Source organism: Psychrobacter sp. JB193, from assembly GCF_002285555.1.
In the GTDB taxonomy this organism is placed as follows: Bacteria; Pseudomonadota; Gammaproteobacteria; order Pseudomonadales; family Moraxellaceae; genus Psychrobacter; species Psychrobacter alimentarius.
This window is the reverse complement of sequence record NZ_NRGY01000001.1, coordinates 236,070-256,731: the sequence shown is the minus strand read 5'-3', so window position 1 is coordinate 256,731 and position 20,662 is coordinate 236,070. Positions and strand designations below refer to the sequence as shown.

Annotated in this window: 18 protein-coding genes; 11 read left to right on the top strand and 7 right to left on the bottom strand. The window is 43.4% G+C overall.

The genetic code is table 11. From position 1 onward, the window contains the following. Nucleotides 1–53: 53 nt before the first annotated feature. On the top strand, nucleotides 54–1,277 hold the full coding sequence (argJ, locus tag CIK80_RS01025) for a bifunctional glutamate N-acetyltransferase/amino-acid acetyltransferase ArgJ (RefSeq protein WP_095568518.1): 1,224 nt from the start codon (nucleotides 54–56) through the stop codon (nucleotides 1,275–1,277). 405 nt (nucleotides 1,278–1,682) lie between these two features. Further along, nucleotides 1,683–2,081, top strand: coding sequence for a DUF4377 domain-containing protein (locus CIK80_RS01020; RefSeq protein ID WP_062844421.1), 399 nt, complete (start codon nucleotides 1,683–1,685; stop codon nucleotides 2,079–2,081). Nucleotides 2,082–2,182: 101 nt separating this feature from the next. Here CIK80_RS01020 and CIK80_RS01015 read toward each other — a convergent pair whose 3' ends face one another. After that, nucleotides 2,183–3,616, bottom strand: coding sequence for an L-serine ammonia-lyase (locus CIK80_RS01015; RefSeq protein WP_095568517.1), 1,434 nt, complete (start codon nucleotides 3,614–3,616; stop codon nucleotides 2,183–2,185). Between the two features lie 565 nt (nucleotides 3,617–4,181). Between CIK80_RS01015 and CIK80_RS01010 the strand changes: the two genes are divergently transcribed. Then, entirely contained in the window at nucleotides 4,182–5,630 is a 1,449-nt protein-coding gene (locus CIK80_RS01010; RefSeq protein WP_095568516.1) for a solute carrier family 23 protein, read from the top strand. 97 nt (nucleotides 5,631–5,727) lie between these two features. Here CIK80_RS01010 and CIK80_RS01005 read toward each other — a convergent pair whose 3' ends face one another. After that, the gene (locus tag CIK80_RS01005; protein WP_062844424.1) at nucleotides 5,728–6,660 is read right to left on the bottom strand and encodes a DMT family transporter; all 933 of its coding nucleotides are present in this window, start codon (nucleotides 6,658–6,660) and stop codon (nucleotides 5,728–5,730) included. A 298-nt stretch (nucleotides 6,661–6,958) separates the two neighbouring features. Here CIK80_RS01005 and CIK80_RS01000 point away from each other — a divergent pair, with 298 nt between their 5' ends. Next, nucleotides 6,959–7,990 carry a WG repeat-containing protein gene (locus CIK80_RS01000; protein WP_095568515.1) on the top strand — a complete coding sequence of 344 codons (1,032 nt, stop codon included), beginning with the start codon at nucleotides 6,959–6,961 and terminating at the stop codon, nucleotides 7,988–7,990. A 140-nt stretch (nucleotides 7,991–8,130) separates the two neighbouring features. On the opposite strand, the gene CIK80_RS00995 is transcribed toward CIK80_RS01000, so the two are convergent. Then, a complete protein-coding gene (locus tag CIK80_RS00995) occupies nucleotides 8,131–9,168 on the bottom strand; it encodes an alpha/beta hydrolase (protein WP_062844426.1) in 1,038 nt (345 codons plus the stop codon). 27 nt (nucleotides 9,169–9,195) lie between these two features. Then, nucleotides 9,196–9,360, bottom strand: coding sequence for a rubredoxin (locus tag CIK80_RS00990; RefSeq protein WP_021814629.1), 165 nt, complete (start codon nucleotides 9,358–9,360; stop codon nucleotides 9,196–9,198). A 406-nt stretch (nucleotides 9,361–9,766) separates the two neighbouring features. Between CIK80_RS00990 and CIK80_RS00985 the strand changes: the two genes are divergently transcribed. Next, nucleotides 9,767–10,282 (top strand): adenine phosphoribosyltransferase, encoded by a 516-nt coding sequence (locus CIK80_RS00985; protein WP_257011708.1) that lies wholly within the window; start codon nucleotides 9,767–9,769, stop codon nucleotides 10,280–10,282. Between the two features lie 102 nt (nucleotides 10,283–10,384). Here the strand turns inward: CIK80_RS00985 and CIK80_RS00980 are convergent, their stop codons facing one another. Then, on the bottom strand, nucleotides 10,385–10,903 hold the full coding sequence (locus CIK80_RS00980) for a hypothetical protein (protein ID WP_095568513.1): 519 nt from the start codon (nucleotides 10,901–10,903) through the stop codon (nucleotides 10,385–10,387). A 123-nt stretch (nucleotides 10,904–11,026) separates the two neighbouring features. After that, a complete protein-coding gene (locus tag CIK80_RS00975; protein WP_095568512.1) occupies nucleotides 11,027–11,968 on the bottom strand; it encodes a transaldolase in 942 nt (313 codons plus the stop codon). Nucleotides 11,969–12,362: 394 nt separating this feature from the next. Between CIK80_RS00975 and pheA the strand changes: the two genes are divergently transcribed. From pheA to CIK80_RS00945, 6 genes are all read left to right on the top strand, one after another. Continuing rightward, the gene (gene pheA / locus CIK80_RS00970) at nucleotides 12,363–13,544 is read left to right on the top strand and encodes a prephenate dehydratase (RefSeq protein ID WP_062844430.1); all 1,182 of its coding nucleotides are present in this window, start codon (nucleotides 12,363–12,365) and stop codon (nucleotides 13,542–13,544) included. Nucleotides 13,545–13,660: 116 nt separating this feature from the next. After that, entirely contained in the window at nucleotides 13,661–14,803 is a 1,143-nt protein-coding gene (gene hisC / locus CIK80_RS00965) for a histidinol-phosphate transaminase (protein WP_095568511.1), read from the top strand. Between the two features lie 100 nt (nucleotides 14,804–14,903). Further along, nucleotides 14,904–17,246, top strand: coding sequence for a bifunctional prephenate dehydrogenase/3-phosphoshikimate 1-carboxyvinyltransferase (locus CIK80_RS00960; protein ID WP_257011652.1), 2,343 nt, complete (start codon nucleotides 14,904–14,906; stop codon nucleotides 17,244–17,246). Nucleotides 17,247–17,468: 222 nt separating this feature from the next. Continuing rightward, nucleotides 17,469–18,419, top strand: a complete 951-nt coding sequence (rarD, locus tag CIK80_RS00955; RefSeq protein ID WP_095568509.1) for an EamA family transporter RarD — start codon at nucleotides 17,469–17,471, stop codon at nucleotides 18,417–18,419. A 78-nt stretch (nucleotides 18,420–18,497) separates the two neighbouring features. Next, complete coding sequence (gene folB / locus CIK80_RS00950; protein ID WP_095568508.1) at nucleotides 18,498–18,884, top strand: dihydroneopterin aldolase; 387 nt, start codon at nucleotides 18,498–18,500, stop codon at nucleotides 18,882–18,884. Then, nucleotides 18,856–19,410 carry a 2-amino-4-hydroxy-6-hydroxymethyldihydropteridine diphosphokinase gene (locus tag CIK80_RS00945; RefSeq protein ID WP_257011651.1) on the top strand — a complete coding sequence of 185 codons (555 nt, stop codon included), beginning with the start codon at nucleotides 18,856–18,858 and terminating at the stop codon, nucleotides 19,408–19,410. The genes folB and CIK80_RS00945 overlap by 29 nt, the downstream gene beginning before the upstream one ends. A 159-nt stretch (nucleotides 19,411–19,569) precedes the next feature. Here the strand turns inward: CIK80_RS00945 and cysE are convergent, their stop codons facing one another. Beyond that, a complete protein-coding gene (gene cysE, locus CIK80_RS00940; protein WP_095568506.1) occupies nucleotides 19,570–20,484 on the bottom strand; it encodes a serine O-acetyltransferase in 915 nt (304 codons plus the stop codon). Nucleotides 20,485–20,662 lie beyond the last annotated feature (178 nt).

The window sequence follows — 20,662 nt, the reverse complement described above, 5'->3', positions numbered from 1 at the left end:
GGTTAAATTTTTTATTCAAATAACACTAAAAATTGAGAAATAAGGATTCAATAATGGCTGTCGGAAATGTTGCAGTACCTAATACTATTTATCCTATTGAAGGCATTAGACTAAGCGCCACAGCAGCAGGCGTACGCTATAAGAATCGTGATGATCTAGTGGTTATTGAGATCGTTGATACGGCCACCACTGCAGTTGTGACCACTAAGAATACATTTTGTGCGGCACCCGTGCGTATATTGCGCGAGCACTTTGCCAACGCCAATCCGCGCTATTTGATCACCAATACAGGTAATGCCAATGCAGGCACGGGCGCTGATGGTAAACGCCGTGCTGTGGATATCTGTCAAGCGTTAGCAACCAAAACAGGCGTCGATATCAGTGCCGTATTGCCATTCTCTACTGGCGTGATTGGTGAACCGCTCAATAGTGACGCTGTGATTAATGGCTTGGACAATGCGCTCGCCAATTTAGCGTCTGACAATTGGCTGGCTGCAGCGAATGGTATTCGTACTACTGATACTATCCCTAAGCTTGCAAGCCAAAAAGTCGATATTGACGGTATCAGTTATCACATTACTGGTATGTCAAAAGGCTCAGGCATGATAAGACCTAACATGGCGACCATGCTTGGCTATGTGGCAACAGATGCCAACATTGCGGCTGATGTATTACAAGAAATGCTGAGTGCCATCAACGAGCAGTCGTTCAACCGCATCACCGTTGATGGTGATACCTCAACCAATGACTGCTGCGTATTGATTGCGACGGGTAAGGCCAGCTCGGATGTGATTGACAGTCCAACGCATCCGCATTATCAGGCAGTTTTTGCCGCCTTGACAGAAGTGTTTGTACGTTTGGCACAATTGATCGTACGTGATGGCGAAGGTGCTACCAAGTTTGTGACGGTAAAAGTCACGGGTGGTAAGACAACGCAAGAGTGCTGTGATGTGGCATATGCAGTTGCACATTCACCATTGGTCAAAACAGCATTCTTTGCCAGTGATGCCAACTGGGGTCGTATCCTAGCGGCAGTGGGTTATGCTGGAATTGAAGATCTGGATACAGAACAAGTCGACGTATATTTGGATGAGGTAATGATTTGCCAAAATGGCGGCGTTGCTAGCACTTATACAGAGGAAGCGGGTAAAGCTGTGATGAGCCGTGCTGAAATTACCATTCATATTGATTTGGCACGTGGTGACGCCAGTGATACGGTTTATACGTGTGATCTGTCATACGATTATGTCAAAATAAATGCGGACTATCGCAGCTGATATTTTTAGATCGAAGCGTTTAATCAGTATTATCATAAAGCCAGAGCATAGATTGCTCTGGCTTTTTGCAATTTGTGGATTATCATTTTATACCATTATCTTATACGTTTTATTAACATCAGTTGCAAAAGCTGACGTTACTTTACAAAGCAGTCATAGAGCGAACGCAGTCCTGCACCCTATACTAGCCTCAGTAAACAATAGACGGGATTGCTAATAACATAGTAAATTTTCAAAATTCTTACTTTATTCATTTGATATTGGCAATAGCGTCATAATAATCACTAAAACTGCCTACAAATTTTGAGTATGTACTAAACAATACAGGACGTTTATAACAATAAATTCAATCCAGTAGGCGATGAAGAAAATACAAACATAGATTAATTCACTGAGGATTTGATAATGAAAAAATTAGCACTTGCAGCATTGATGACAACTTTTGCCCTTTCAGGTTGTTCTACGATGGGTATGGACAACGAGCGTACCATGGTTGTTGAAGGACAGCCTATGAATGTTAAAATCGTCAACATTCCAAGTTTTGAGGTAGAGATCGCTCCACGTAAAGCAGTATGCGATCTGACAGCCACTGATGGTAGCAAAGTAGAATCACAGTGCCTACAGTATCGTCAGACTCACCAGAAAAACTTCAATACGCTAAACGGTAACATCCAAGGCTTCACTTATGAGCCAAACTATCGCTATGTACTTGATGTTCGTCAAGAAGCAGTGACTGCTGAAGGTTCTGATATGGTACAACCAATCTGGATTCTAAATGAAGTAGTTTCAAAAACGGCTGAATAATAGCAGTATGATGCTGACTTAGAGTGATGAGTCAACAGTAATGAAAAAGCCTCTAATACGTTAGAGGCTTTTTTGTATGGGCAGTATAGCGGTAACTGCTACTAGCATTGACTGTAGTTAACGGTAACACCGCGAGTGGCGGTAGGAATGCGATTGTCCGCATAAATTGCCAAACCACCACGAGCCGTTTCTTTATATTTATCAGACATATCTGCACCTGTCTGCTTCATGGTCTCTATTGCCTTGTCTAAAGAAACAAAGTGCTGACCATTGCCTCTACAAGCAAGACGTGCCGCATTGATGGCTTTGACGGCACCCATGGCATTACGTTCGATGCAAGGTACTTGTACCAAGCCACCAATCGGATCACAAGTCAAACCTAAATTGTGCTCGATACCAATTTCAGCGGCGTTTAAACATTTGGCTGGCGAGCCATCCATGATTTCTGCCAATGCCGAACCTGCCATGGCACAAGCAGAGCCCACTTCACCTTGACAGCCAACTTCGGCACCAGAGATTGATGCATTTTGCTTGATTAAGCTACCGATAGCGGTGGCATTCAACAAAAATTTGCGCACACCATCTTGGCTATAATTGGGCAAAAAATCTCGATAGTAATGCAATACGGCTGGAATGATACCCGCAGCACCGTTGGTTGGGGCAGTGACGACTTTACCACCATTGGCATTTTCTTCATTGACGGCAAGCGCATACAAATCGACCCAATCCATGGCAGCAAGCTTATCTGTTTTCGATATGGGTTGATCTTTTTCAGTACATAGCTGCAAGTATAAGCCCTGTGCACGGCGTTTGACATCCAAACCACCAGGTAAGATACCGCCATTTTCACAACCTTGCTTGACACAGTCTTGCATCACGTCCCAAATGCTGTCCAAATAGGCAAATATTTCTTCTTTTTCATGGAAGTAGCATTCGTTTGCTAAGACCAAATCACTGATGCTCAAGCCATGCTGAGAGCATTGATCTAAAAGCTCTGCCGCGTTGTTGAATGGATAAGGAACGCGATCAATCGTTGGGCTGGCTTGATCTTCATCAGGATTGGTGGCATCTTCTTCATTAATGACGAAGCCGCCGCCGACGGAATAATAAGTCTGCTGATAACGAGTACCATCCTGCAATATTGCTCGAAGGGTCATTGCGTTAGGATGATAAGGCAAAACAGTATCATCGTACCAATGGATATCTTGCTCTGTATCAAACGCAACCGTATGAACGCCCGAGACATTCAATGTTTTATCAGAAAAAATAGGGGATAGATAACTACTGGTCATACGAGTATCGATGGTACTAGGGGTATGACCAAGTAGTCCTAATAGTATCGCCGTATCAGTGGCATGCCCTTTGCCTGTGGCGGCCAAAGAACCGTAAAGCTCGATTTCTATTTTTTCAACTGTCTGTAGTTCTGCCTGTTGGTTCAATGAGGCCAAAAATAAATTTGCGGCTACCATTGGGCCGACGGTATGAGAGCTTGATGGACCAATACCAATTTTGAATAAATCAAAAACACTAATCATAATAAATTACCGAAAATTTGGAGCGCTTGAGTATGGGACATCCATTCCCAAAAGCACTTTTACTAAAAATATGAGAGACAGCTTGCACTTTTATGCACGGGTAAAAATAGGCATAAGGCGCTGTCTATGAAAATGCGTAAATCAAAGAGTGTGTATGGTGACTGAATAATAACTTTTATTTATTTTGAAACTCCGTTATCATGCTCGGAGCCAGGGATTATGTAACATCCTGTAAGTGATCATCGCCATAGTGTACATCGAGTCATAGGCGATTAAAACCAGTTTCAGTAGAACACATCTGGCCCTATACCTCTATCAAATAATGATCATCATACCAAATCGTACTTTTGGTTTGTCATATTAGAACATAAATGAATGAATGGGGATGGCATATTATAGATGGGAATATATAGAGTTGCTATGGATAAAATAGCCAATCACATAATAATCCTATCGACTGTCTCTATGGTTTACTCAAGACAGTTTTGCTCCATATAGTTTTATTCAATTTCTAGTTCACCAGATATTTTAGCCTATTACTTTAGCCAACATAGGACAAGCGCGCATGCCCTCTCAAATAGATCCTTCATCACCTGTAGAAAACAGCGCTAAAAATCAGTCAGCTCATAATGCCTTGGAGGCTGCAGGTATAGATTCAGCCTCTAGCACTTACTCACATAATCCAGATTTTGAAAACGGGCGCTGGTTTCCAACATGGCAGCCTTACAAAGGCAATCTAGACCGTGATCCAGTGGGTATTAATGAGTATTTGCCACCATCAAAAAGTGTATTACTTGGTATACAACATACTTTTGCAATGTTTGGGGCGACCGTACTGGCGCCGCTTTTAATGGGATTTGATCCTAATTTAGCCATTTTGATGTCTGGTATTTGTACAGTGATGTTTTTTATGATCACTGGTGGACGCATGCCAAGTTATTTGGGTTCAAGCTTTGCTTTTATTGGTCCAGTGATTGCTGTGACGGCTTATGCAGGTGCAGGGTTCAATGACAACCTGAACGTTGCGTTGGGCGGCATCATGGCTTGCGGTATTATTTATGCATTGATTGGTCTACTGGTAATGAAAACGGGCACAGGCTGGATCGAGCGATTGATGCCGCCAATCGTTACAGGTGCCATCGTAATGATTATTGGTCTAAATTTAGCACCAGTTACTATTCAAGGGGTTTCTGCCAATCAGTTCGATGCATGGATGGCCACGTTGACGGTATTACTCATCAGTGTCGTGGCAGTGTTTACCAGAGGGATGCTACGCCGTTTGCTATTGCTTGTGGGATTGGTACTGTCCTATATTGCCTACTTTGTGATGACCAACATATTGGGCTTTGGAACAGCCATTGACTTCAGCAGTGTGGCCGCAGCTTCATGGTTTGGACTGCCAAGCATTCATACGCCGCGCTTTGAGATGAGCGCTATTATTTTAATTGTCCCAGTGGCCTTTATTTTGGTTGCAGAAAACTTAGGGCACTTTAAGGCGGTTGAAGGTATGACTAAGGCACGAGTAACGCCTTATATGGGCCGTGCTTTCTTTGCTGATGGACTCGCGACGACTTTTTCGGCAGGGTTTGGTGGGACAGGTGTCACTACGTATGCTGAAAACATCGGTGTAATGGCCGTGACAAAAGTATATAGCACCACAATATTTGTAGTAGCGGGTTTGGTGGCCATTCTACTAGGACTGTCGCCAAAGTTTGGTGCCATTATTCAGACCATTCCAGCGGCATTGTTGGGCGGTGCCTCTATTGTAGTATTTGGCTTGATTGCGGTGGCAGGTGTGAAAATCTGGATAGACAGTCACATTGATTTTAGCAAAAACAGCAACCTGATTATCGCTGCTGTCACTGTCATCATGGGTACAGGTAACTTTAGCCTGCACTTAGGCGGTTTTGATTTGGGCGGTATCGGTACGGCTACCTTGGCCGCTATTATACTCAATGCTTTATTCAATTATGGATCTGAGGCAAAAGATACCAACAAATCACTAGCCAAATAATCAGTGCTATAGCAGTCGGTTATTGATTGAGTTCACATAGTTGAAAAAGCGCTTCTCTTATCTAGAGAAGCGCTTTTTTTTGCAAAAAATATCAAGCTTATTTGTAATCACGCTTATAAAACCGTGAAAAAAATCGATAACGGCGCAGGGCACGCGGCTTAGGTTTTAAAGAGCCCAAGTAAATAGCAAACATGGTTAATAGCGCACCGCTCCATTGTAAGGTATTGATGGGCTTATCCAGCCAGCTATAATCAATGACCAACGCAGCAATAGGCTCCGTCAATAGTAATAGCCCCGTCAATGCCAATGAGAGCTTAGGGATAGAGTAGGCGATTAAACCCCAGGCTAAGCATTGCATCACCGTCCCATAGATCAGTATCCAACCAATCTCCGACCACGTATTGGGTAAAATATTGCCCATATCAAACACTAGCATCGGGACAATCATCGCTAAAACCCCGCCAATACTAATCAATTGCATGAGCATAAATATGGGTGTTGGTTCTGTATCATGCGTTTTTCGGATAAAAGTCATAGATGCCGCCAGCATTGCCCCAGACAGAATACCACTGACAAACCCCCAAGTGGCCGCTGTATTGTGCGCAAATTCAGGACTGCCAATCATCGCAACCCCGAGCATGGCTAAAAATAAGCTGATTAGCTGAAGGATGGATTGACGCTCATTGAAGTATAAAAACCCAATCGCGGCTAAGAAAAAGATCTGTAGACTATTGAGTAAAGTCGAGATGCCTGGGCCGACGGCATAAATACTCTCGTGCCAAAGCGCCAAATCCAGTCCTAAAAACACACCAGACAATAAGCTATAAAAAATAGCACGCCTTGAGCGAGGTAGGCGTTGTCCCATCATTTTGGCTAAAGCCGCAAACACGATACCAGAAACCAGCAATCGCCAAAAAGACATCGCCCAGCCACCGACATCTACGTGAGCGACAATCAAACTACCCAGTCCAAATATGACACAACCAATGACTAAGCCAATAGGTGCAGATCGTGAAGAAGCGATAGCCATAGACTGTCCTTAAATCAGTATTATTTTTTAATGGTTTAACAGCGTTATCAATGTAGGGCATATTGTCGAGGGTTTGACCGTAAATTGAAATGCCTAAATGCTCATTTATGTTTATTTTTTAAATGGCAGCTCATTGTATTGCGTTTTTTTAAGTGCAGAGAGGTATACAGTCGAGTCACCTACGTGCAGGAATGATGTTAGCGTAGATAACAGTGTTTATCGCTTTAGTGGTTTATAATGGTTATATTTTATCTACATTTGTATTAAAAATTTCAATATCATTGGTTTAGGTCTACTTATGTTTCGACGTTTATTACCAACACGCCAGTCCTCTTTGATACTCAGTTTGCCACGAACATTGTCGCAATATGGTTTAACGCTGAGTATTTTATCTGGCGCTCTAATTGCGATGCCAACTGCCCAAGCAGCCAGTTGTAAAATTCCCAAAAGCTACTACAAAAATGTCTCCTGTACAGCGAACAGTGGCTATTTTTTAGCCATAAAAGATTTTGGCGCGCCCGTGGCATTGATCAACAATAAAGGCAAAAGCGTGGTGGATCTCTCGCGCTATCAAAAAGTCGATGTCAATAAGTTGTCAGGTGGTCTGCTGCCAGTGCAGCGTAATAATCGAGTCGGTTATCTCAATATGAAGGGTCGCGAAGTCGTTCCTGCAATGTATGATGTGCTCTCAGAAAGCCAAGGTTGGGCGCGTCCGGTATCTGATGGACGAATTGTGGTAAAAAAAGATGGTAATTATGGCGTCATTAATACTGCCAACAAAATTATTGTGCCATTTTCGGCAGCAATTAGTGATATTGATGATTATCAAAATGGCATGGCACGGGTACATAAAAACCGAGCAGTTAGCTGGCTTGATAAAAATGGTAAAACAACAAACGAACCAAGTAATGCTGATAGTGACGAATTTGCGGCTAGATCGTCGGCGAATAAAAATAGCAGCAGCTCATCCGCCCAGACCAAGCAAGCGGCATCTAATCGCTTTACGACGCTGGACGCACGTCAGCAGGATGGCAAATGGGGATACGTCGATGACAATAACGTGACTATGATTACCTATTCATTTGATGAAGCACGGCCATTTTCTGAAGGATTGGCTGGCATACGTATCGGTAAGGATTGGGGATTTATCAATCTCGGCGGTGAGCTGGTGATACCTTTTCGATTTTCTAATAGCGGTGTGTCAGCTAAAGGCAGCTATAAAGGCCAGTCAGCATTTATATTCAAAGACGGCAAAGCTTGGATTGGTAATTTAAAGAACGGTAATAAGATGTGCGTTGACACAAAAGGGGAAGGGGTTCGCTGTGAATAAAACTCACATCTATGTAGACGATTTACTATGAGAGAAACCCCCTGTTATTGGTATAAAAAAGAGTGTAACGCCTATTAATGTATCGATAGGTTTTACACTCTTTTTTATTGCCGATTTGCTCAGACAACCAAATGCTAAGATTACTTAGCCAATAAGTGATTACTAATCAAATCGACCATATAAGGCTGATAATACTCAGGAATATCGTGTGCCATTCCTTCAATTAAGTGGAATTTAGCGTTAGGAATAGTTTTGGCAACCACGCGTCCTTGTGAAGGAGGTAGTAGTCCATCTGCGCTACCATGTAAGACGATAGTAGGCGCTTTGACCTGCTTACTAAAACGACTGATAGAGCCTGATGCCAAAATAGCGTTAAGCTGCTGTACCGTACCAAGCGGATGAAAGTTGCGCTGATAACGTAACTTAGCAATTTCACGCACCATACGTACGTTGACATGACCAGGCGTACCCACCGTCTTCATGAACCAAACACTATGGCGTACAATATCACGCTCAGAGTGACTTTCAGGACGGTTAATAAGCGTGTAAAGCTGTTTGGGTTTTGGTGGACGTAAAAATGCACGATTGGTTGAGGTAAACATCAACGCCATTCGTTTAACAAGGCTTGGATAACGGGCAGCCACAATCTGTACAATCATACCGCCCATAGAAGCGCCAAGCAGATGCGTCGGACCGAGGTTAAGGGCTTTAATCAAACGGGCGGTATCTTCTGCCATATCTGTCAGATTGTAAGCAACGGGCGCGCCTTTATTAGAAAGCCCTGTTTGCAAGCGCATCATCATTTTGAATTGACTGATACGCGGTAGCCCCTCAATTTGGACTTTAGAAGACAAGCCAATATCACGATTGTCAAAGCGAATGACAAAAAAACCGGCATCAATGAAGCGCTTGATAAAGTTGTTTGGCCAAAATACCATCTGTGAGCCAAGTCCCATCACCATCAATAAAGGGGGATTGTTGGGATTGCCACCAGCCTCCACACAAAGCTCAATACCATCGCCAATATCAATCATTGCCTGGTAGAGATGCTCGCTCAGGTCAGAATCACCCCATTGATGTTCACCAAATTTCTGCCACTCAGGTGTTGGGTAGCTGCTTGAATGTTCAGCCAAGCTTTCAGACAGTTTAGTGTCATTGCTATCGTTTGATTTTGTCATGAAGTATCCTAATTAGAGGGTCATCTACTAAATCTCAAGCATCTCAAAATCTAGCTTGCCAACACCGCACTCTGGACAAGTCCAGTCATCAGGAATGTCTTCCCATTTGGTACCAGGCGCAATGCCTTCTTCAGGACAGCCGAGCTCTTCATCGTATATCCAGCCGCAGACAATACATTCATAACGTTTCATAAATAGTCCTATCGATCATTACCAGTATTACAGTAAGTTATTAACGCGCATATTTAGAGTCACAGTCACTATATTAGACTGCAAAAACGCACGTAGTTTAGCATATAACCTTTACTATATGGCTAGGGTTTTCGTAGTTAAGTTTACACTTGTATATTGAGATAATTTGGTTTTTATCAAGGTCATTGATTGCGAATTATCAAAATCACTGGCGCTATTGTGATGGCTCATGCCCCAACATTTCTATCAGCTGTGATATAATCATCGCCGAAAAATTATAACGATTTTCAGTACTTAAGATCGTTAAATTATTATCTCTATACTGTTATCTAAGCCATATATATTAAGGGTCATTATGAGCAGCAATGCCGCTATATCCGCGAACAACGACGCCGAACCTTCTGATATGCTCAATACTGACCATCAGTTTTGGCAAATTATCCGTACCGTACCAGACTTCCCAAAAGTCGGGATTGATTTTTATGATATTACGCCGTTATTGCGCAGTCATATTAATGAGGTCATCGATGCATTACTTGCTGCTTTGCCAAAAGGATTATTGGATGAAGTCGACTGTTTGGGTGCAGTCGAAGCACGTGGTTTTGTATTTGCAAGCTTGCTGGCAGGCAGATTGGGTAAGGGTATGATTTTGCTACGCAAGCCTGGCAAGCTACCACCGCCAGTGGCGAACAAAGCCTATGCACTAGAATATGGAAAAGATACTCTTGAGATGCAAAACAATTTGCCACCTGAGCGTGTGTTGCTTGTTGACGATATCTTAGCCACGGGTGGCACGTTGACCACGGCTTATGAGCTTTGCCAATCAGCAAGTCACACTGTGGTTGGTGCATTGGTGTTGCTAGATTTGGTCGATTTACACGGCAAATTTCCTGTACCCGTATATGCGGTTTTAAAAGCTTAAGCCGATTGTTCCGCTGTTTTTATAAGTTAAGACGGTTACATGAAAAAAGCGCGCTGATATCGTTCAGCGCGCTTTTTTGTTGGTTAGTTTTTACTTAAGCCATTAAACCGATTTTTGATCATTTTCATAGTTTTTACAGGCTTGTTCGACGATAAGACGAGCAATTGTTTTGGGAGTAGTAATGATAAAATCCTTGGTCGTCAATATGGGTTTTTCTGATTGCCAAGATTTGATGACTTTATTATCAGCGCCATAGTCCACATAAGCTCTTTTATAGTAGCTTGCATCTTTGCAGGAGATTAATAACTGCTGATCACTATGATGAAGAATGGTGTCTTTACTGGCTTTATCTTTATTTACTTTGGTTTCTTTCGGTGTTTTACCGTCTTTGTCATCATTTTTTTGTACAGAGTTTTTCTGAGTCGGGTAGGTTCTACGAATCGAAACCGTGATATTGTCTATCGGCTTTTCATCTATGACACTGATGTCAGAGCTTTCGATAGAGTTCAAATCGACACTAAAAATAGTTCCATTAGGACTTTCTGACACTTTTGACCAGTTCACTGCATTTGCGCTGACTGCTAGAGCACTCCCTGCCAATAATACTGATAGCCGTTTCATAATAAAGCCTTGAATAGGGTTGTGAAAAGTAGGCCATAATAGCCAACTTACTGTGAGCAGGCAAATATCTTTTAAGAAGACTGCCTACTCTTAGTATATCGTCAATAACCGTATGTGCTTGTATTAATTGCGCATCGCTGCCAGCATTTGAGCAAGCTCATCACGAGCGCCAATGAAGCCATCAATACCTTTTGGCAGTAAATCTTGTGTGACAGTATCTTGTTGATATGCGGTACTAAACTCTTCATGCGTTAAGCTTACTCGGGCCATATCAGCCATTTCTAGTGACATACTTGGTGATAGCTGCTGAATAACGTCGGTATTCATTGTTGCTAGCTCATCGATAAGGTCGGGCGCGATGGTCAATAGATCGCATCCTGCCAATGCTAGTATTTGCTCAGTTGAGCGGAAACTTGCTCCCATTACCTGTGTACGGTAATCATGCTGTTTGTAGTATTGGTAAATACGTTTTACGGACTGTACGCCCATATCGTCTGAAGCAGGGACGTTTTGACGGTTTTGTTGACGTTTTTGCCAATCTAAAATGCGACCAACGAAAGGTGATATCAGTGTTACGCCAGCATCGGCACAAGCGATTGCTTGGTGCTGTCCGAATAGCAAGGTCAGATTGCAGTGAATGCCTTGGGTCTCAAGATAGCGAGCGGCTTCGATACCTTGCCAAGTGGCGGCCATTTTAATTAAGACACGCTCTGAATCAATCCCTGCTTTTTGGTAAGCTTCCATAAACTCTAAGGCTTTATCGATGGTAGCTCCAGTATCATAAGACAAGCGGGCATCAACTTCTGTAGAAACCCGACCTTCAATAAGCGCTAAAATATCACAGCCAATTTGTATGGTAAGCGCATCAATTACCGCATCTACATTGCCATTATGCCGGCTCATGGTTTCAGACAGCATGCCTTGGTTATCAGGATGGATAAGTGCTTTGGTAATAAGGCTGGGATTGGTGGTCGCATCGATAGGCTTTAGGCGGGCAATCGCATTTAGATCACCAGTATCAGCAACAATAGTAGTCATAGTGCGAAGTTGTTGTAAAGCGCTCATCAAGTATCCTTTTTCAGTTATAGATTTATAGTCTTATTCATAAAGTGGTTTGCTATCGGCATTAAACTGTACCATAGTTTTGAGCCTATGTTACTTCATAGTTTCACTAAGCACTGCTGACATATGTCATAATTTTGCTGATCTTAATTCGCTTACCTATTATTTATACCCGTTTACGCCCATTTACGAATGGGCACTGAGCACAGTTTTTGTTATAGTAGACCTGAGCAGATCTCTGTCTGCCATATTTGCCATTTAGAGTATGGTTCGCTTATGGTAACCATAAAAGATAAGACTGGTAGGGCACAATATTTTTGATAGACTGGTCTATTGCATATTGAAATCAACACAGTAATACTTAACAGATTATAAAATCTAAGAAGGATGGGCGGTAATGAGTGAGCAGTCAACAGAGCAAAACATGGATAATCTGAATCAAGCCATCGCAGGCACTAACGACACTGCAACTGAAAAAGAGTTTTTGGATAATATTCGTCAAAATATTGATGCAGTAGACTGCGAAATCCAAACGTTAATCAACAACCGCGCGAAATTGGCTCAACAAGTGGCGGCCGTGAAAAAAAGCCACACAGCCAATAGTTCATCTAATGACAATAGTAACCCTATTTTTTATCGTCCAGAGCGAGAGGCTCAAGTATTAAAAGCAGTCATGGAACGTAATACTGGGCCAATCGCTGATGAAAAAATGGCCCGTTTGTTCCGTGAAATCATGTCGGTGTGCTTGGATTTAGAAGCGCCGCAGCGCATTGCTTTCCTAGGACCAGTTGGCACCTTTACCCATGCAGCCGCACTCAAACATTTTGGTAAAGCGGCTGATACGGTACCGATGACGACTATTACGGATGTATTCCGTGAAGTGGAAGCAGGAACCGCCATGTATGGTGTGGTGCCTGTTGAAAACTCATCAGAAGGCGTGGTCAATCATACTTTGGATGGCTTCTTGTCTTCGAGTCTCAAAATCATTGGTGAAGTTGAATTACCGATCCATCAAAACTTCTTAGTGGCAGAACACACCAAAATTGATGGTTTGAGCCGTATTTATTCGCACCAACAGTCATTGGCTCAATGCCGTCATTGGCTTGATGTGAATTTTCCCAATGTTGAGCGCGTGGCGGTATCGAGCAATGGGGAAGCGGCACGTCGCTTGAAAAACGAGTGGCATTCAGCTGCGATTGCAGGGGATGTAGCGGTTGCAGAATATGGCTTACATAAGCTGTATTCAAATATTGAAGACAACCCAAGTAACACCACACGCTTCCTTATCATAGGACATGAGTCTATCGCACCGTCAGGTCAAGATAAAACCTCTATCGTGGTGTCAGCGCATGATAAAGCGGGCGCACTGATCGAAATATTAAAACCGTTGTCTTATCATGGCGTCTCGATGACCAGTATCGAGACACGTCCTGAACGTCCTAATAAATGGGCGTACGTTTTCTTTATTGATATGAATGGTCATGTCGATGACGCAAATGTAAGTGCCGCCATTAATGACATTCGCCCATTGGTAAAAGATGTACGTATACTGGGTTCTTATCCAAAAGCCGTCTTATAGCCTAAGATGTATCGCACCTTTAGCGTATGTGACTATCGTTAACGCATATGGTAGTCATTACCTAACACAACAGGCTCAACCCATAATAGATGTCTGACCACATCTAAGGATAAATCATGAAGTCTACTCAAGCGCCAGAGTCAAATTTATCACCACTAGTGCCTGCCTATGACAGTATTCTAAAGTTGGCGCCTTATCAAACAGGCAAGCCAGTTGAAGAGTTGACGCGTGAGTATGGCATCGCAGATGTGGTAAAGCTTGCCAGTAATGAAAATCCAATGGGCTGCTCACCGCATGTGACGCTGGCCGTGACTGAGCAATTGGGGCAACTGGCACGCTATCCTGATGGTAATGGTTATTATCTCAAGCAGGCATTGGCGGATTTTAATGAGGTCGACGTTAAGCAGATTACCTTAGGTAATGGCTCAAATGATCTACTTGATATTTTGGCGCGCAGTTTTGCTGGCACTGATGATGCGATTGTGTATAGCCAATATGCGTTCATTATTTATCCGATGCTGGCAAAAATGCAAGGCGCAACGGGTATAGAAGTACCTGCCCACCGTTTTGGGCATGACCTAATAGCCATGAGTCAGGCGGTTCAAGACAATTCCAATACTAAGATGGTGTTTATCGCCAATCCCAATAATCCAACGGGTACGCAGCTCGAGCATAAAGCGCTACATGAGTTTGTTGCTAGTGTGCCAAGCTCCGTATTAGTGGTATTAGACGAAGCCTATATTGAATACAGTCCCGAGAGCAACAATCGCGCGCTGCTGGACGAGTTTGATAACGTGGTCATCGTACGCACTTTTTCTAAAGCTTATGGGCTAGCGGGCTTGCGTATTGGCTATGCATTGAGCTCAGTGGCAGTGGCGGAATTGTTAAATCGTATTCGTCAGCCATTTAACGTCAGCCGTATTGGGTTGGCTGCTGCTGCTGCTGCCCTTGCTGATCAAGATTTTATTGAAAAAACCCGTCAGATGAATGAGGAGCAAATGCGTTGGCTTGAAAAGCAGTTTGATGCGTTAGGCTTGGGATTTATCAAGTCGCATGCCAATTTTATTATGGTCGAGGTAGAAGTTGAGATGGAAGACACCACGGCTACTGTGATTTATCAAGCATTATTAGAGCAAGGCGTGATCGTTCGTCCATTAACAGCGTATGGTCTGCCTAATTGGCTACGAATCACTGTCGGCGTAGCAGAGGACAATCTACGCTTGATTGATACCTTACAATCTATCTTGACCGAAGACTGATAAGATCGCCACCATTTTAAAAAACAGCCATTAAATTTTATAACACAAACGCTGTATTGCTTTATCCGTATTGGCGTTTGTTTGTACAATGAGAAAAGTCGTGAGTCGTCAGCAAAGAAATCAAAAGAATAACAATCAAACCTTCTTAAATGCTCAGCCGTCGTTGTTTAAACAAGTTTGTGTGATTGGACTTGGACTCATTGGTGCCAGCCTTGCGCAAGCCATCAAAGACAATGGCTTGAGTGAGCGTTTGGTGGCAGTCGATAGGCATGCGCCCAGTATAGAAGAAGCAATCAAACAAGGCCTGCTGGAAGCCGGCAGCTCAACTCTGAGCGAGGTAGTGGCTGGTAGTGATTTAATCATCATTGCTGTACCTGTACAGGCGGTACAAGCTGTGTTCATGGATATCAAACAGGCAATGGATAGTGGACAGCTCGCTTCTGATTGCATGATTACTGATGTCTGTAGCACAAAAACGAACATCATTGATGCCGCCAAAGCGGTATTTACCTCGCTGCCAACGGGTCTGGTGCCTGCGCATCCGATTGCTGGGGCTGAAAATTCAGGGTATCATGCTCGCCGCGCCACTCTATTTGCCAATCATAGTGTCATTATTTGTGAGCTACCTACGACCAATTACGTGGCTATTGCTAAGCTGCAATTATTATGGGAGGCGGTGGGAGCAAAGGTGATGCCGATGGAGGCCAATCACCATGATGCCATACTGGCGCATACCAGTCATTTACCGCACTTATTGGCGTTTAATCTGGTAGAGCAGCTGGCCAGTCATGATGACAATTTAGATATGTTTCGCTATGCTGCTGGCGGTTTTCGTGACTTTACTCGCATTGCCGCAAGCGACCCTAAAATGTGGCACGACATCTTTTTTGCCAATCAAAATGCGATTGTCAGTGCGCTTGATGAGTATGGTGTCTATTTACAAACCATGCGTCAGCTGATCATCGATAAAGATTCAACCGCCCTGATGGGACTTTTGGGCCGTGCGCAAGCCGCGCGGCGACATTTTGGCCATATGTTAGCCAGCACCCCTTATACGGATACTTCTGCCATGTCAGCTTCTTATATTATTACGCCAAGCACTACCGTTTCTGGCACCATTACCATTCCTGGTGACAAGTCTATCTCTCATCGCAGTATCATGCTTGGTAGCTTAGCGACAGGCGTTACCCATGTCACTGGATTTTTGGAAGGAGAAGACGCGCTTGCGACATTGCAAGCGTTTCGTGATATGGGCGTGACAATCGAGGGACCGGATAATGGTAATTTGACCATTCATGGCGTTGGCATGAATGGCTTAAAACCTAGCAAAACACCGCTGTATATGGGCAATTCAGGCACCAGTATGCGCTTGCTAGCAGGTATTTTGGCGGCGCAACCGTTCGACAGCGTGATGCTGGGTGACACCAGTCTTAATAAACGCCCAATGGAGCGTGTGGCAGCGCCGTTACGTATGATGGGCGCTGTTATCCAAAGTACCGGTCATAGCGGCACCGCGCCACTCAGCATTACTGGCCGAGACACTGTTGGTAAGCCATTACAGGGTATAGATTATGAGCTACCAGTGGCTTCTGCACAGATTAAGTCTTGCTTATTGCTGGCAGGTCTGTGGAGTGAGGGCACAACGACTATTACTCAACCAGAAGTCAGTCGAGATCACACTGAGCGTATGCTGTCAGCTTTTGGTTATCCAGTCACAGTCGATGGCAATCGCATCAGTGTGGAAGGAGGCGGTACTCTAGTAGGCGGTGATATCGCTGTGCCTGCTGATATCTCGTCAGCAGCTTTCTTTATGGTTGCGGCAGCGATCAGCCAAGGTAGTGAGTTGACCTTGACACAAGTGGGAATTAACCCTACGCGTACTGGCGTTATTGATATTTTAAAGCTGATGAACGCAGACATTAGCCTAAGTAATAATACGCATGTCGGCGGTGAGCCAGTTGCAGACATTACCATTCGTGCGTCAAACTTGGTTGGTATTGAGATACCAGAGCATTTAGTGCCACTGGCGATTGATGAATTCCCAGTATTGTTTATTGCTGCCAGTTGCGCGCAAGGCCGTACGGTATTGACAGGTGCAAAAGAGTTGCGTGTCAAGGAATCTGACCGTATCGCAGTAATGGCAGAAGGGTTACAAACGCTTGGTATTGAGTGCACGGTTACTGAAGATGGTCTTATCATCGAAGGTAAAGGAACTGGTGGCCAAGACGATCAGATCAATAATAGCCAGCCTGTTTTTGGTGGCGGTCAGATTACCTCGCATCATGATCATCGTATTGCCATGAGCTTTACGGTTGCGAGCTTACGGGCATCAGAGCAAATCATCATCGAAGGGGTTGAGACGGTCAATACCAGCTTCCCAGGATTCGCCGAACTTGCTAATCAAGTTGGTATGTCCATTCAAGTTGAAGATACCAGCATTTAAGCTGATATCATTTTTGAGATGAGAAGACGTTCTAATTTTTAAGTAAATTTATTTCAAACGAGCGGTTATTTTTAGCAATGTGTTGATGTCTATGCAGGCGTCAACACATTGCTTTTTAACTTGTATTTTATCTGTAGTAACCCTGCGTGCTTGCCTTTATATAAATATAAGAAATTATCATGAGGCGAGGGCGCGCTTTGCTCTAAAACGTTGTACTGTACTATGGCTACCCAAGACGTTATCAAAAAACCCGTTACGCCCATCAAAACAACCAGAAGTGGCATTTTGACTGCCCTCAGTGCTTTTTTTATCTGGGGTATTTTTCCATTATATTTTAAGCAGTTGGCAGCCTATGATGCGACTGAGATTATCGGTCATCGTATCATTTGGACATTTGCATGCTTGCTTGTTGTATTGGTAGCGACCAAACGTTGGCAGTGGATCGATACGCTTAAGCAAAATCCTAGATGGATCGCGTTTTCTTTTATATCTGGCTTGATTATCGCCACCAATTGGCTCACGTATGTATGGGCGGTCAATCATGACCGTATACTTGAGGCCAGTTTGGGATATTTTATTGGCCCCTTGGTGGGTGTGGCGTTATCAATGATCTTGTTCAAAGAACGGTTGCGACCTTTGCAATGGATTGCTATTGGCTTTGCACTTTTGTCTGTGGTGATTCAAGTGGTCATGCTTGGTAGCTTGCCTTGGATATCACTGATACTGGCATTTAGTTTCAGTACTTATGGAACTATTCAGCGCCAAACGCCTCTAACTGCGGTCGATGCTATGTTTGTTGAGACAACCCTATTAGTACCGATTTGCTTGTGGTGGTTTTGGCAAGCAGACGTGATCAGTAGTCAACTGAGCTTTTGGTTTAGTCCGAATATTTGGCTATTGATGCTGGCAGGTCCCATTACACTGATACCATTACTGCTGTTTAATAAATCGACTAAGATGGTCGCGTTTAGTATCTTAAGCTTTATGAATTATCTGACACCGACTTTCATTTTCTTCTTGGCAGTATTTTATTATAAAGAGCATTTTGACTTACATCGCTTAGCGGTATTTGGGTTAATTTGGTTAGGTCTGTTATTATTCAGCATCGATTTGTGGCGTCATCGCCCCAGCAAAGCGCTAAAAGCCAAGCGTTTACGTGAAGCTGCATTATGAGTATTTAAGTAAAATTTATTATAAACAAAATTTTTGGTGAAAATCTGAGTTAAAAATTGAGCCAACAAGGATGCAAGCATGTTTCATACCCAGTCTGATGTCGTATTTGTAAAAGGCTTAAAAGTAGAGGCCGTTATTGGTGTCTATGAATGGGAGCGCGTTATTACGCAGCCGCTACTGATTGATATCGCACTTGAAACTGATATTAGCCGTGCGGCTGTGTCAGATGATGTCAGCGATGCGCTAAACTATAAAGCCGTGTGCGATGATGTGAGCGCATGGTGCCAAGCACTCAAAGCACAACTTCTTGAGCATCTGGCAGGGCAGATTGCTGACAATTTACTCGCAAAATACGCCACTCACAAAGTCACACTCAGCATTGCCAAACCGACTGCCATCAAACCAGCAGATGCGGTTGGGGTGCAAATCACGCGTTATGCCAAAGCTTCATCCAATGATGCATAAAGCGCTGACAGGTTTGAAGAATTTTGCGAGTTTGGAGAGGCGTGAGCCTGAAGCGTTGCAAGCGCAATCAGTGACGGCGGTAATGTTGGCATTGGGCAGTAATTATCAAGCAGAAATGTATTTGCCAGTTGCTCGAGAGCAATTGGGAGCGTTAGGTCAGATACAGTTATCAACCGCCTTCCAAAATCCTGACTTTACTGCCACGGTTGAGCATCCAAAGCCTGATTACACCAATCAGTGTGTTTATCTGTCGCTACAGACACCCATGACAGTGCAGCAGCTAGAGCAAACATTCAAACAGTTTGAATGGGAGTGTCATCGACAACGATTGATAGAGCAGCAGATGTCTATCAAACAAGTCACAATGGATATCGATATATTACTTGTACGCTTGCTTATAGAAAAAAATAGCCTAAGCAAAGAAAACGAATCTGAATGGACAATCATGGCAAATCGTTATCCGTTCAAAACACATGAAGTGGCAGGAATTAACGAACTAATAGCAGAAGATTCATTTGAAAAATGACAAAGCAATGAATGCTAAAAAAGTATTATCGAAAATTTATATAAAAAAATAACGATATAGAAAGCGTCATAATGGCCATCTATATCGCTATGATATCCCGCAGTTTAATCTTGATAAATCAATATAATAGATTGTAACCTGTCTGAATCAAAGCAATCTTTACTTTGATTCAGCGTCAGTCTTATCCAAATCATCACTACCAATCACATCAAAATCTTCTAAACACAGTTTATCGTATTCTTTTTTACAAAAATCAGGATCGATTTGGCACATTGCGGCCTGTAATTGGTCCAGACGGTTTTCTGATTGCTGAATGTGTTCGAGCATTTTAGCAAACGCTTCTGTGACCGGATCTTGTGAAGAAGGATCGACACCGTACGCTTGAAAGGTTGTGGTACGCTTGGTATTGGAGGCGGTTTGCTTACTATTGTGTTTTTCAGGACTGCCTGCCGCTTGCGCCACTTTTTCTTGCTGTTTGGCATCTTGGACTTTGGTCGTAATGGGATTGCCTTTTTCATCATGATGATCTGAAATCATACGGGCCGCACTGCCAACCATCGTCGCGCCAGCTGGTACAGGCTTTACTACCACTGCATTTGAACCAATTTTGGCATTTTTACCCACTGTGAATGGCCCCAAAACTTTTGCCCCCGCACCAACAGTGACACCATCCTCTAATGTCGGATGACGTTTGCCGTTATTCCAAGATACGCCTCCAAGCGTTACACCGTGATAGAGGGTAACGTCGTTCCCAATCTCCGCAGTTTCACCAATAACAACGCCGACCCCATGGTCGATAAAGAAACGCTTACCGATTTTGGCAGCAGGGTGAATTTCGATACCAGTAATAATTCGCGAGCCATAAGAAATTACACGTGCTGCCAGTTTCTGTTCTTTATTCCAAAGGCAATGCGCGCCGCGGTGCAAGATAAGTGCGTGAAAGCCAGGGTAGGTCAGTATGATTTCCAGACTATTACGTGCTGCAGGATCGCGGGTGAACACGGCATCGATATCTTCTTTTAAGTCTTTTTTGATGGTGGCAAGCGACTTGAACCATTTGGATGGGAATGACATAACGCGTCCTATCTATTTGTCGGTAAAATGTCTTTATTAAGAATACTATTATTAAAACAGTCATTTCCTAATTTGTAGTTATTATATTTTCATGAGCATTGAGATCTATCTGTACCCATTCTTTCAAGTTATATCAGCTTTGCATCATAAAATATAGTGATGAATATCATATAAACGC

Coding starts and splice junctions, on each gene's coding strand:
- argJ (WP_095568518.1), top strand. CDS start 54: ATGGCTGTCGGAAATGTTGCAGTACCTAATACTATTTATCCTATTGAA.
- CIK80_RS01020 (WP_062844421.1), top strand. CDS start 1,683: ATGAAAAAATTAGCACTTGCAGCATTGATGACAACTTTTGCCCTTTCA.
- CIK80_RS01015 (WP_095568517.1), bottom strand. CDS start 3,616: ATGATTAGTGTTTTTGATTTATTCAAAATTGGTATTGGTCCATCAAGC.
- CIK80_RS01010 (WP_095568516.1), top strand. CDS start 4,182: ATGCCCTCTCAAATAGATCCTTCATCACCTGTAGAAAACAGCGCTAAA.
- CIK80_RS01005 (WP_062844424.1), bottom strand. CDS start 6,660: ATGGCTATCGCTTCTTCACGATCTGCACCTATTGGCTTAGTCATTGGT.
- CIK80_RS01000 (WP_095568515.1), top strand. CDS start 6,959: ATGTTTCGACGTTTATTACCAACACGCCAGTCCTCTTTGATACTCAGT.
- CIK80_RS00995 (WP_062844426.1), bottom strand. CDS start 9,168: ATGACAAAATCAAACGATAGCAATGACACTAAACTGTCTGAAAGCTTG.
- CIK80_RS00990 (WP_021814629.1), bottom strand. CDS start 9,360: ATGAAACGTTATGAATGTATTGTCTGCGGCTGGATATACGATGAAGAG.
- CIK80_RS00985 (WP_257011708.1), top strand. CDS start 9,767: ATGCTCAATACTGACCATCAGTTTTGGCAAATTATCCGTACCGTACCA.
- CIK80_RS00980 (WP_095568513.1), bottom strand. CDS start 10,903: ATGAAACGGCTATCAGTATTATTGGCAGGGAGTGCTCTAGCAGTCAGC.
- CIK80_RS00975 (WP_095568512.1), bottom strand. CDS start 11,968: ATGAGCGCTTTACAACAACTTCGCACTATGACTACTATTGTTGCTGAT.
- pheA (WP_062844430.1), top strand. CDS start 12,363: ATGAGTGAGCAGTCAACAGAGCAAAACATGGATAATCTGAATCAAGCC.
- hisC (WP_095568511.1), top strand. CDS start 13,661: ATGAAGTCTACTCAAGCGCCAGAGTCAAATTTATCACCACTAGTGCCT.
- rarD (WP_095568509.1), top strand. CDS start 17,469: ATGGCTACCCAAGACGTTATCAAAAAACCCGTTACGCCCATCAAAACA.
- folB (WP_095568508.1), top strand. CDS start 18,498: ATGTTTCATACCCAGTCTGATGTCGTATTTGTAAAAGGCTTAAAAGTA.
- CIK80_RS00945 (WP_257011651.1), top strand. CDS start 18,856: ATGCCAAAGCTTCATCCAATGATGCATAAAGCGCTGACAGGTTTGAAG.
- cysE (WP_095568506.1), bottom strand. CDS start 20,484: ATGTCATTCCCATCCAAATGGTTCAAGTCGCTTGCCACCATCAAAAAA.